This window comes from uncultured Psychroserpens sp., from assembly GCF_947494225.1.
Taxonomy (GTDB): domain Bacteria; phylum Bacteroidota; class Bacteroidia; order Flavobacteriales; family Flavobacteriaceae; genus Psychroserpens.
Window position 1 is genome coordinate 262,884 of the sequence record NZ_CANLUG010000001.1, and the last position, 12,863, is coordinate 275,746.

A 12,863-nucleotide genomic window follows, 5' to 3' on the forward strand; every position below is an offset into this window, starting at 1 on the left:
TACTATACAAAACTTCTAAAAACGGTTAATCGAAGAAGTGCTTCCAAAAGGATAAGACCTAATGCAATCAAAATTAGTGGTCGATATTTTTCATCGTACGTGGTGTATTTGATTTCTTCGATTTCTGTTTTTTCTAGTTTATTAATTTCGTTGTAAACCTCTTTTAATTTCTTGTTATTAGTAGCTCTAAAATATTTTCCTCCAGTAACATCTGCAATTTCATTAAGCAAATCCTCATCGATTTCTACCTGCACTCGTCTGTATTGAAATGTCCCATTTCTATTAATAGAATAAGGCGATAAGGCCATACCATTGGTTCCTAATCCAATTGTATAAACTTTAATACCATATTCTACAGCTAATTCGCTAGCGATTTTCGGATCTATAAAACCAGAATTATTGACACCATCAGTTAATAAAATGATGATTTTGCTTTTGGCTTTGCTATCTTTTAACCTATTTACGGCTGTTGCTAATCCCATACCAATAGCTGTTCCTGTTTCAATAATTTCATTGTACTTCACATCTCGAAGTGAGCGTAATACAATGGCTTTATCGCTAGTTATTGGAGTTTTAGTATAGCTTTCTCCTGCGTATTCTACTAAACCTATTCGATCGTTAGGTCGACCTTGAATAAACTCTGATGCTACTTTTTTCAGAGCTTCAAGCCGATTTGGCAACAAATCTTTGGCAAGCATACTAGCCGAAACATCTATAGCCATGACAATATCAATACCTTTCGTTGTTTTTGTCTTGGTGGTTTCATCAGACGTTCTTGGTCGAGCTAAAGCCGTAATTAAAAATGCCAAGGCCAACAAACGAAACGCAAATAATAATGGGCGTAACTTAGGTAGTATAGCATTACCAACCTTAAATCCTTTTATACTTGATATCTTAAACTCTGCCGTTTGGCGTTTTCTTTTTAAAACATACCAAAGGATAGCAAATGGTAGTAGTAAAAACAACCAGAAAAACTCTTTATTTAAGAACTCTATTCCTTCAAACATTACTCTTCTACTTTTTTAAGTTCTACTGAATTTAAGACACGATCCATAATATCGTTGGTATACTCGTCTTTATTATTCCAAACAAGTGCTATTTTTTGCATGACCGATTTATCATCTGACACAAAAATTAAGATGACATACTCACCAGACCTATATTGCCCTTCTACATCGGTTGGAAACTCTCCTGTTCCAAAAACTTTTAAGCCTTCTGCAGCATTTGGTGTAATAAATTGCTCGCGTTTCACAACAATATTTCTTGCGCCATTGTTTTCAAACGATTTAATTGTTTCTTCTACTGCACCATTAATATCAATTTCTTCTCCTTCCTGAAGGTTATATTTAGTTGTTCCAACTCCTATATTAAAGCTACTATTGACATCTCCATAGGCAAATGCTGTTCTTTTTAGTTGTTGTGTGGAGTCTATAGCTTGTAACTCTATACGTTCTAAAACAACAGGTGTTGATATCATAATTGGTGGTACACCATAATCACTTTGAACCCAATCCCCTTCTAGAAGCTCTTTGGCTTCATTTCCAATAATGGTATCAGTAACATATTTGAATCCGTATTTGAGTCCGAAACCAACATAAGTTGCTATTAAAATCAAGATACTAGCGCCAACCGTCAAGATAATTTTTCTTCGTTTTTTCTTAAGTTCTTGCTCTTCTTTATACTGTTTATCTAGGAGCTTTTCTTCTTCTGTAGGTTCAGGTAACGCTTCTTTAACTTGGTCAATTTCGACATCTATGGTATTTCTATCAATTTTTGCAAGCTCGATATCTGGGGCAGACTTTGCGAATTTCACCAAATCGGCACGTTTCAATATGGTTTCAATATTATTGATGTCTGACGTACTCAGTTCGATCTGATTGGCATCACGAAGTAAGTTAAGTCGACCTACCAGTTCGTCTGTCGTACTTTCAAGCGCTCGATCATACACTTTTTCATCTAGATACTTCCTAATAATAAAGGTGAGTTCTGAATAATAATCTTTTAGCTCTGAACGCTGAAGGTAATTGCTCTCATCTAATTTCTTAAGTGCCAGTTTCGCTCTATCATATGGCGGCAACATGGCAATTTCCTCCTCTTCTGTTAATGGTTTTTTTCGCCATATAAACCAATACAATAAGAAAGCGATAAAACCTAGCGCAACTAAGGTTATAAGAAGGTATATCCACCAATCGCTTGAGGCCTTTTCTACTTCAATCATTGGTTTGATACCATAGAGACTTTGTTTGGTTGTATCTACAGCAACAGTGTAAACTTCAACATGCAAAGAATCTGTAAAATATGTTTTAGTACCAACAATTATTTTCTGCTTCGGAATTTTATATGAACCCGAATCAAATTGCGTTAAACCGTACGTCTTTATGAGCTTAAACTTTGCCTCATTTTTGGTTGTATCTATTTTATAAGACTCTATCATTTCAAGAGGCCCAAACGTTTGACCTTCTGGAAAAACAACTAAATCTGTAGTATCTGCATCAACTTCAACTTTAAAAGTAATTTGCTCTCCTATTTTGATTTTCGTTGTATCAATTGAAGATGTCACTTGAGCATTTGATGTCAAAACAAAAAAGAGACAGCAAGCTAAGAACAAGATTACGCGCTTGCCATAACTATTAATTACATGTATGAAATTTAGATGTTTCACTTAATTATCCTCTTCTTTTAAAATATCCTAGTAGTTTTTTTACATAGCTTTCATCAACCCTACAGTTAATTGTTCCAGAACCCGATTTTGTAAACGTGTCTTTATAATAATTCACTTTATCATTATAATAATTACTATAATTCTGTCTTACAGATTTTGATGCCGTATTTACTAATATAAGTTCACCTGTTTCCTCATCTTCCATTTGTACCATTCCAAGATTAGGAATAGCCTCTTCTCCTTTATCATATACACGTATTCCGGTAATGTCATGTCTTCCTGCGGCAATTTTCAAGTTTTGTTTGTAATCATCAGCTATAAAATCACTAAGCACAAATACAATAGCTTTCTTTTTCATCACATTAGACAAAAACTTAAATGCTTCACCAACGTTAGTTAATTTACTTTTTGGCTTAAATTCAATGAGTTCTCGTATAATTCTCAAGACATGGGAACGTCCTTTTTTAGGAGGAATATAAAGTTCAATATTATCAGAAAACAAAATCAATCCTATCTTGTCGTTGTTTTGAGTTGCAGAAAAGGCTAAGGTCGCCGCTATTTCGGTTACGATTTCATTTTTAAACTGAACGTCTGTACCAAATAATTCAGATCCTGAAATATCAACCATTAGCATCATGGTTAATTCACGTTCTTCCTCAAAAACTTTTACAAAAGGCTCATTATATCGTGCTGTAACATTCCAATCAATGTTACGAACATCATCACCAAATTGATACTGACGAACTTCAGAAAAAGTCATACCTCGACCTTTGAATGTCGAATGATATTCACCCCCAAATATGTGATCAGACAAGCGACGTGTCTTAATCTCAATTTTTCGTACTTTTTTTAGTAATTCCTTAGTATCCATTTATAATTGCTTCCTCCCTTTTAGTATAACTTAGTTTACACACGATTAACACATAATTATTGATGTTAGAGTTGTGTGTTTTATGATGTATCACATCTACTAAGGCACTTCTATTTCGTTTACAATTTTATTAATGATATCTTCAGAAGTTACATTCTCTGCTTCGGCTTCATAAGTGATACCAATTCTATGACGAAGGACATCATGAACAACAGCTCTAACGTCTTCAGGAATCACATATCCTCTACGTTTTATAAAGGCAAAGCATTTCGCAGCTGTTGCCAAATTAATACTTCCACGAGGAGAAGCTCCAAATGAAATAAGTGGTTTTAAATCTGCTAATTTATATTGTTCTGGATAGCGTGTTGCAAAAATGATATCAAGAATATACTTCTCAATTTTTTCGTCCATATAAACATCTCTTACAGCCTCTTGCGCTTTTAAAATTTGTGCAACTGAAACCACTGGATTTACTTTATCCCAAGCACCTTTCAAGTTGGCTCTCATGATAAGTTGCTCTTCTGCTTGTTTAGGGTAATCTATAACAGTTTTCAACATAAAACGGTCAACTTGTGCTTCTGGCAAAGGGTAAGTTCCTTCTTGTTCAACTGGATTTTGTGTTGCCATTACTAAAAATGGTTTATCTAAAATAAACGTCTCATCACCAATGGTTACTTGCTTTTCTTGCATAGCTTCCAGTAAAGCCGATTGCACTTTAGCTGGCGCTCTGTTAATCTCATCTGCTAAAACAAAATTTGCAAATATTGGACCTTTTTTAATTGAAAAGTCATTAACCTTCATATTATAGATAAGTGTTCCCACAACATCGGCTGGTAATAAATCTGGTGTGAATTGGATTCGACTGAAACTACCATCTACAGCCTGAGACAACGTATTAATTGCAAGTGTTTTTGCAAGTCCTGGGACACCTTCTAGTAAAATGTGTCCTTGCCCCAAAAGTCCAATGAGTAAACGTTCTACCATGTGTTTTTGTCCAACGATGACTTTGTTCATTTCCATCATTAACAAATCAACAAAAGCACTTTCTTTTTCTATTTTTTCATTAATGCTCTTAATGTCAATTGTTCCTGTTTCTTCCATTATTTATATGTTTTAAACGCTGTGAATATGTCTATTTAATTTAGTTCTGCAAATTGTTAAAATTTTTCCTGTGTTGCTGTTAATAATTGGTTAAAAGTTAAACCCTATTAAGATTGTGTCGTACAAAAGAACAAAGGGCAATACAGATTGTATTGCCCTTTGTTCTTTTGTATCGTCTATTGGTCATTCTAAGTAGATTGTCTCAACAACAGTATTTTCTCCAACGACAACTTCTATATTTTCAATTATTTCCTCTGAAAACTCCGATTCTGGATCAGGTGTTATCGTAATGTCATATACACCTCCAGGCAACCCTACTAATAAGAAGGCACCATTCTCATCTGCATAAGTAGAAACAATATCATCTCCAACTGTCACACTAATTTCAGTTTGGACATCAATTGGAGAAATACTACCACTAATTGTCCCAGTAGAAATTTCAGCCGACGCCCTTAGTACAGGTTTCAAAATTATGTTCCCAGAATTACCAGACATAACGATAGATTCATCTACATCAAAGTCTAGCCAAAAAGTATATTCAAAATTTGGAGCTAACTCTTCATTAACTCGAATTTTTAGTCCTGATTGTTGAGCACTTGGTGTTGATAGCAGGAATGATTCTCCATCAATAACAACAGAATTATCTTCCCCTAACACTAATCTAATCTGGTTTAATGTTCCAGAGGGAATTTCATAATCGTCAGCCAGAAGGACATTAACACCTCCTGTTAAATCTAATAAATCATAAACTCCTGTATTAATAGCTTCAAGACTTTGCCAGTTATCATCTTCTGAATCATTGTTAATCTTTACTCGCACGTCTATAATTTCAACATAAACATGTTCATAATCGCCTGGTTCATCAACAAGTTTAACCGTTAATTTTGATGTTCCTTGACTATTTGAAGATGCATCGTCATCATTACAATTATATAAACTAAATGAACAAATAATGAGTAAAAAAAAAGATTTCAATTTTAGGGAATTCATAACAGTATTTTTTGAGTTCGTATAAACTATATACGTTCAAATTTCACTTTAAGATGTCTTGTCTAATTAATTAAAACAACTCGAAACGTCTTAAAAGCGTACTCATTCTAGGGTTAAGATTGACAGTGCCTTCCGAAGAAAATTCGACAGAACGATCGATATCAAACTCAATTAAAAAATCATATAACACATTAGTTTTCAAATGTTTTCCAACAATATTTGTTGAAGCATTTTCGTGTTCAGGAGCAATTTCAAGTACATACTCGACACCATTCTTAACAACAGCATTTCTATCTCCTAAAACCAATTTGATATTGTAAACAAACCCAGCAGGTACTTCTTCAAAATCAACTAAAGTAACTACTTCATCGTCTGTTATATTTGCCAAATCATGAATTCCTGTATTAATCGTATTTAGACTCACCCATGCATTTGGATTCGAATCCTCTTCCAAAACCTTAATTTGAACGTCAAGTATTTCAATATTCGCGCTATTCAATAGACTCTGAGTACCTTGAAGTTTTACACTAATTAAACTGCTGTTATCAAAGGTTTCTGTTTCTATTTCTTTAGAACAGCTACTCACTATGAACAGAAAAAACACACTGTAGATTATTGTTTTGGAACGACTTAAAAATTTCATGACTTAGGTAGGTTAATTAATACTTAGCAAGTATACTTTCTTCATCTAGATTTGACTATTTTTATACGTGAATTGCAAAAAAATCCATATAAACAGAAAAAAAAGTGAAATATTCTCGATTAATAGCAGGTTGTATGACCTGGGGAGTTTGGGGAAAACAGCTTCTCAAAAAGGATATGATTAAACTTATGCATCAGTGCATAGAAGAAGATATTACAACGTTTGATCATGCAGACATTTATGGTGGCTATACTACGGAATCTGATTTTGGTAATGCATTTTCTGAAAGTGGCATTTCACGAGATACTATTCAATTAATTAGCAAGTGTGGTATTCAATATTTAAGCGACAATAGATCGAATACTGTGAAGCATTATGACTATAGTAAATCCTATATTATCTGGTCTGTTGAAACGTCTTTAAAACATTTAAAAACAGACTATCTAGATGTATTATTATTACATAGACCAAGTCCGTTAATGCATCCAGATGATATAGCTGAAGCCGTATTAGAACTAAAACAAAGAGGTTTGATAAAAACATTTGGGCTCTCAAACTTTACGTCTTCTCAAATGGAACTTTTGTCAAAATCTGTTGACGTTTCGGTAAATCAAATTGAGTTTTCACTAACACATCATAACGCCATGCATAACGGATTATTGGACTACATGATGACCAATGAAATAACACCAATGGCTTGGTCGCCTTTAGGCAGTGTTTTTAGAGAAGACAACGAACAAACAAGACGCATTCATAGACAACTGGGTGATTTATTAGATAAATACAAAGCTACCGAAGATCAGTTGCTCTTAGCTTGGATTTTAAAACATCCCTCTCAAATTCATCCCGTAATTGGCACAACAAATACAAAACGAATTTCAGATGCAGCCAAAGCCGCAGCTATTGAACTCGAACTCGAAGATTGGTTTAAAATATTAGTAGCTTGTCAAGGTCATAAAGTCCCATAAATAATTAAAAACAGTAATGAATAAAATAGCATTAATCACAGGAGCGACCAGTGGAATTGGAAGAGCTACGGCACATGAATTCGCAAAAAACGGTATTCATTTAATTTTATGCGGAAGAAGACAAGAACGTCTCGATACTATTGAAAAAGCCCTAAGCAAACAAACCAAAGTTCATACACTCAATTTTGATGTAAGGGATAAAAATGCCACGTTTAAAGCTATTGACTCTCTTCCCGAAAACTTCAAAACGATAGATATTTTAATAAATAATGCTGGAAATGCTCATGGCCTAGACCCTATTCAAACTGGGAATCTTGAAGATTGGGACGCCATGATGGATATTAACGTAAAAGGGTTGCTCTATGTAAGTAAAGCCATTATTCCTCAAATGACAGAACGACAAAACGGACACATCATTAATATTGGATCTTCGGCTGGGAAAGAAGTTTATCCTAAGGGTAATGTTTATTGCGCAAGTAAACATGCCGTTTTGGCGATTACTGAAGGGATGCGAATTGATTTAAATCCCTTCGGAATAAAAGTAACGGCTATTAACCCTGGACTCGTAGAAACCGAATTTTCAAAAGTTCGTTTCAAAGGCGATCCCATTGCAGATCAAGCGTATAAAGGCTATAAAGCACTTCAGGCTGAAGATATAGCAGAAGTCATTCAATTTGCGGTATCGAGGCCTGCACATGTTAACATTGCAGACGTGCTCATGTTTTGTACAGCACAAGCCAATAATACTATTGTAAAAAAGCAACTATGACACTCTGGTTAAAAGATGCTTGGTTTCAATTAGCTTCAATACATACCGAGGATCAATTGCTAATTTCTAAGTGTTGGATGGACATTGAAAAGCACTACACTTCAACAAAAAGACACTATCACAATTTAGATCACATCTACCACATGCTCAAGCAGACAGAACATCTTAAACATGATATTGTAGATTATGACGCGTTCCTATTTGCCATTTGGTATCATGATATTATTTATAACGCCACAAAAAAGAACAATGAAATAAAAAGCGCAAAATTCGCTGAAAAGCGCCTAAAATTGTTCAAAATCGAAGAAAAATACATCAAAAATGTATGTTTTTTAATAAAATCAACACAAAATCACGATATTGTATTGCAAGAAAATAGTGACAATGCGTATCTTTTAGATATTGATTTATCTATCTTAGGAACATCTTGGGAACAGTATCAATTATATACTAAATACATAAGAATGGAATACGCTGTTTATCCTGATTTTCTATATAATAAAGGTCGAAAGAAAGCAATGACTCAATTCCTAAATCGTAAATCGATTTATTTTACCACATTATATCAAAACAAATTTGAAGAACAAGCACGACAAAATATTGAAAAAGAAATTAGATTATTGCAATCGTAAACTATATCATAATTTCTTTTTGATTCTTATGGTTTTAGCTTTATGTGTCTCATGTACATCTGGCGCTCAAACTATAGATGACCCTAGATTTATAAGCCATGTCGTTGATTTAAAAACCCAAACTTTAAAATTGTATTGGAAAGATTCTACCAATACCAATTATGGCAGCATTGAAAAGTTAAAAAAACACCTAAAAACCAATAGTAAAACACTGCGTTTTGCTATGAATGGAGGCATGTACCTTAAAGATAGTTCTCCTCAAGGTTTGTATATTGAAAAAGGAATAGTTAAAACAGCAATCGATACTACAAAAGAGGCCTATGGCAATTTTTATTTACAACCCAACGGTATCTTTTGCATTACAAAGGACAATAAAGGCGTCGTTGTTGAAACCTCCGCTTTCAAATCTACTTCTAATATAAGATATGCAACCCAGTCAGGACCAATGTTAGTTATAAATGGAGCATTGCATTCAAAATTTGTTAAAGGTTCAAATAATTTACATATTAGAAACGGTGTTGGTATTTTGCCTAACGGAAACTTACTGTTTGCTATGTCTAAAGATCTTATCAACCTCTATGACTTTGCTGATTTTTTTAAAAGTGTAGGATGTAAAAATGCCTTATACCTTGATGGTTTTGTGTCTAGAACATATCTTCCAGAAAAAAACTGGGAACAATTAGATGGTAATTTTGGAGTTATAATTGCTGAGATTAAAGAATGATTAATAAACGACTGCTTATTAAAAACCTGTTGGCTCATAATGATGAGAACAGTTTTTATGATAAAAAACGTAAAGTCGATATTACACATAAAGAAGGGAAAGCTAAGTTTTTAAAACACATTTGCGCGCTATCAAACAGTAATCCCAAAAACAACTCCTACATTGTTATTGGTGTTGAAGACGAGGATAACAATATTATTGGTGTTAATTTTTTTGATGATAGTAAAATTCAAAACCTGATTAATGCCTACCTTTCAAATCCGCCTATTGTACAATATGAAAATATTCCTTTTCCACACCTTCCTGATGATAAAGTGGTTGGTTTAGTCACTATTAGGCCAATTGATGACCTCACATCTCTACGTAAAAACATCTGGAAATACTATGGAGGCACCGTATTTTTTAGAGATGGGAGCATGAGTATGCCCAAGGTTTTCGACATCGAAATTAAAGATGTTAATTCTAAAATTGTTGAGGCCATAGAATCCCATGCACAAAATAATATTGAATACACCTTAGATGGTGTTTTTGATTTTATGAATAAGCGCAAAGATTACAATCCGCAATACAAAGTCTTTAAAGAGTACTTTGTTTTATGTTGGTCTGGACAAAAAAAAATTGTCAAAGATGAAGAGTTTTATTCACGTGTAGATATAGAATTAATTAATGAGCAGGTTAGACTGTTTTTTTCCACATTAGACGAAGTATCTATTTCATATGATAACAATACATTCAAAATTATAGAGTATGTGAGTTTAGGTCTTCACAATCAAAATAAATATTATCAATTAGAAGAAACCATTATTCATTTTGAAGACAACGCAAATTATACCATTGAAACTACGTTATTATTTAAACCTCCGCAGTTTGAAAAAAAACAACTCCATCATATCAATAATTCTAACAACGCCGTTTTAGAAAAATTGAAGAAAGGATTAGCTTTAAATAAAAATGAAGAGTTAGACCTAAAAAACCTTCCTGCCACATATCTTATTTGTTATTTAAATGATTTTCCAGATGCCATAAACAAACTCAATGAAGCAAAACCATATTTAAAAAAACATAGTAAATACGCATATAACGCTTATCAAGAAGCCATTAGGATTTTAAGAAAGGTTAAATATAGTTAGCACTAATTTAGGGTATTAAACTACTGCTAACTATACTCTAAATATTAATTCGGCTTATCTTTTTTATAAGGACAAACTACAGCATGAGCTATAATATAGATTCCGCCTTCTACGTCATCAATTTTATAACTATCATCCGATGCTCCACCGGGAATGTCATTGCTATAAGGGTATTGTCCAGGAGCAACGGTGTACTGGCCATTTCGCTTTCTTGGATATTTTTCATCTCCTATATACAGATGAGTTTCATAAAAACCATAGCCTTCATTAGCTACAAAGTCGACTAAAACATAATCGCTTTCATAAACAACATTTAAGGTCCCGATAACTTCTCCGTTATTTAAATTACAGCCACCAGCTCCTTGATAGATGAGATACGATTCGTAGTGATCTGCATATATAGGGCCAATAGACCAGCCCCAACGATTAGAGTCAAGCTCATCATCATCTATAAAGCAAATAGCTTCGTCATCTTTCCCATACGCAAAGGCGGTTTCGCAACCTTTTACAGGTTCCCGATTAAGGTCATTTTCGATTGTTACATCTTCCGTTTCACAAGAATAAAGTGAAACAAATAAGGTCAAAATAATTAACTTAAAAACTGTTTTCATAATTGAATTGGTATTGATTAATAGCACCCATAAGTTAATCAATATTTTAACATATCTGTATTTAATACACTGAAAATCTTATGTTTATACATATTTTTAAGCTGTTTTCTTACAATTTATATGAAAACCCTTACTTGTTTACATACTATTGAACTGTTCTATTATAAATTTAGAAACGTCGTTAATCTAAGAAATTATCAAAAAAATACCATTCATACAGTTTTTTTAACCACTCATAGTTTTTTTTCAAAACCAGCATTGATTTTTACGATTTTAGCCTTGCTATTAATCAATTACATATAACCTTATTTCAATGTTGACATGTCAATAACGAAATAAGGTTTTTGTTTTTTCATAGAATATAATGGCTCATTTTCTTCTTAAAAAAGTCAAATTCCTTTTTTTAAAATCTCATATTTACCATTCATACAGTTTTTTTGACCACTTATAGTTTTTTTTAGAAATCAACTTTAATTTTTACGATTTTTGCCTTGCTATTAATCAATTACATATAACCTTGTTTCAATGTCGACGTGTCGAATGTGAAACAGGGTTTTTGTTTTTTTAAGACTAAATGAAGTTTAATTTTGGGAAGGTCTTATTTAAAATGGTATGATCATCGGCCGCTAACCATGTATTCAAAATAGTGGCATAAATTGATCTAAAGTCTATTGTATATTTCAAATCGCCATTACTATCCAAATCTCTTAAACTTGCTAAGTCATTATAGAATCCGGCAGTTTTTAATTGATCTCCTATAACAAAAACATTACTCGCCGCTCCATGGTCTGTTCCATTGGCTGCATTCTGTTTAACACGCCTTCCAAATTCTGAAAAAGTAACTATAAGTGTATCCTTAAATGTCCCTTGTTGCTTTAAATCTTTAATAAATGCTTCGATTCCTTCAGCATATACTTTTAACAATCTCGACTGACTATTAAGCTGTCCTGCGTGTGTATCAAACCCACCAAGAGATGCATAGAACACTTTTGTTTCGATGCCCGATTTTATTAACCTCGATGTCGTTCGTAATTGCTTAGCAAATTCATTATTAGGGTAATCTTGACTCGTTTCGGAGCCTTTATGTTTTTCAAAAATATATTTGGCCGAAGATTCGGCTGCAATCATAGTTTTATATAAATAGCCTAAATTATGTTCGCTTAAATGCTCATCTTCATAGTATTTAAGTACGTTTTTAAAATAAGGATCTTGAGAGGTTCTATATAAAATCTGAGGGTTTTTAGCCGCAATGCCATTAATTTGTTGCCCCTTTAAAGCAAGCGACAGACTATCATCTATTTCAATAGCGTTATAAGGTTTAGTTCCGAAATGATCTAAATAACGACCAATCCAACCCGTTTGTAAATATTGATTTGAATCACTCGCTGTTTGCCAAATATCTGTTGCTCTAAAATGGGAGCGGTTTGGGTTGGGATAGCCTACATTATTAATAATGGTTAAATGCCCCTCATCAAATAATTTTTTTAGAGGAAGTAGACTTTTATGAAACCCCAACTCATCACTGGCTTTCAAAACATCATTTTTTGAAATTGAAATACTAGGCCTATTTCGATAGTAGATATCATTATTAAACGGAATGATTGTGTTTAAACCATCATTACCTCCCGACAGCTGAATTATTACTAAACGTTTATATCCTAAACTACTAGGCGCAATATTCTCAAATGCTTTTACAAAATTGGGCACGAAAAATAAGCTACTCGCTAAGGTTGACTGTTTTAAAAAATGTCTTCTATCCATA

At 33.3% G+C, this 12,863-nt stretch carries 13 protein-coding genes; 5 read left to right on the top strand and 8 right to left on the bottom strand.

The genetic code is table 11. From position 1 onward, the window contains the following. Nucleotides 1-2: 2 nt before the first annotated feature. The 6 genes from Q0893_RS01115 to Q0893_RS01140 form a co-directional block, all read right to left on the bottom strand. Nucleotides 3-1,007: a VWA domain-containing protein gene (locus Q0893_RS01115; RefSeq protein ID WP_298901387.1), complete on the bottom strand. Its 1,005-nt coding sequence runs from the start codon at nt 1,005-1,007 to the stop codon at nt 3-5. Next, nucleotides 1,007-2,662 (bottom strand): BatD family protein, encoded by a 1,656-nt coding sequence (locus Q0893_RS01120; protein WP_299271941.1) that lies wholly within the window; start codon nt 2,660-2,662, stop codon nt 1,007-1,009. Before Q0893_RS01120 ends, Q0893_RS01115 begins: the two co-directional genes overlap by 1 nt. Before the next feature lie 4 nt (nt 2,663-2,666). Further along, entirely contained in the window at nt 2,667-3,533 is an 867-nt protein-coding gene (locus Q0893_RS01125; protein ID WP_298901384.1) for a DUF58 domain-containing protein, read from the bottom strand. 99 nt (nt 3,534-3,632) lie between these two features. After that, nucleotides 3,633-4,634 (bottom strand): MoxR family ATPase, encoded by a 1,002-nt coding sequence (locus Q0893_RS01130; RefSeq protein WP_298901382.1) that lies wholly within the window; start codon nt 4,632-4,634, stop codon nt 3,633-3,635. 183 nt (nt 4,635-4,817) lie between these two features. Beyond that, nucleotides 4,818-5,624, bottom strand: coding sequence for a DUF4382 domain-containing protein (locus tag Q0893_RS01135; protein ID WP_298901380.1), 807 nt, complete (start codon nt 5,622-5,624; stop codon nt 4,818-4,820). Nucleotides 5,625-5,694: 70 nt separating this feature from the next. Beyond that, nucleotides 5,695-6,267, bottom strand: coding sequence for a DUF4382 domain-containing protein (locus tag Q0893_RS01140; protein WP_298901378.1), 573 nt, complete (start codon nt 6,265-6,267; stop codon nt 5,695-5,697). 104 nt (nt 6,268-6,371) lie between these two features. Between Q0893_RS01140 and Q0893_RS01145 the strand changes: the two genes are divergently transcribed. Genes Q0893_RS01145 through Q0893_RS01165 form a run of 5 tightly spaced genes read left to right on the top strand, consistent with a single transcriptional unit; the run spans nt 6,372 to nt 10,490 of the window. Continuing rightward, nucleotides 6,372-7,235: an aldo/keto reductase family oxidoreductase gene (locus Q0893_RS01145; RefSeq protein WP_298901377.1), complete on the top strand. Its 864-nt coding sequence runs from the start codon at nt 6,372-6,374 to the stop codon at nt 7,233-7,235. Between the two features lie 16 nt (nt 7,236-7,251). Further along, nucleotides 7,252-8,004, top strand: a complete 753-nt coding sequence (locus Q0893_RS01150) for an SDR family NAD(P)-dependent oxidoreductase (protein ID WP_298901376.1) — start codon at nt 7,252-7,254, stop codon at nt 8,002-8,004. Next, nucleotides 8,001-8,636 (top strand): hypothetical protein, encoded by a 636-nt coding sequence (locus Q0893_RS01155; protein WP_299271946.1) that lies wholly within the window; start codon nt 8,001-8,003, stop codon nt 8,634-8,636. Before Q0893_RS01150 ends, Q0893_RS01155 begins: the two co-directional genes overlap by 4 nt. Then, complete coding sequence (locus Q0893_RS01160) at nt 8,605-9,360, top strand: phosphodiester glycosidase family protein (RefSeq protein WP_299271948.1); 756 nt, start codon at nt 8,605-8,607, stop codon at nt 9,358-9,360. The genes Q0893_RS01155 and Q0893_RS01160 overlap by 32 nt, the downstream gene beginning before the upstream one ends. Further along, nucleotides 9,357-10,490, top strand: coding sequence for an ATP-binding protein (locus tag Q0893_RS01165; protein WP_298901373.1), 1,134 nt, complete (start codon nt 9,357-9,359; stop codon nt 10,488-10,490). The genes Q0893_RS01160 and Q0893_RS01165 overlap by 4 nt, the downstream gene beginning before the upstream one ends. A gap of 44 nt (nt 10,491-10,534) precedes the next feature. Here the strand turns inward: Q0893_RS01165 and Q0893_RS01170 are convergent, their stop codons facing one another. Next, on the bottom strand, nt 10,535-11,101 hold the full coding sequence (locus Q0893_RS01170) for a hypothetical protein (protein WP_298901372.1): 567 nt from the start codon (nt 11,099-11,101) through the stop codon (nt 10,535-10,537). A 570-nt stretch (nt 11,102-11,671) separates the two neighbouring features. Next, nucleotides 11,672-12,862 (bottom strand): DUF1501 domain-containing protein, encoded by a 1,191-nt coding sequence (locus Q0893_RS01175; protein WP_299271952.1) that lies wholly within the window; start codon nt 12,860-12,862, stop codon nt 11,672-11,674. Between the last annotated feature and the right edge of the window lies 1 nt (nt 12,863).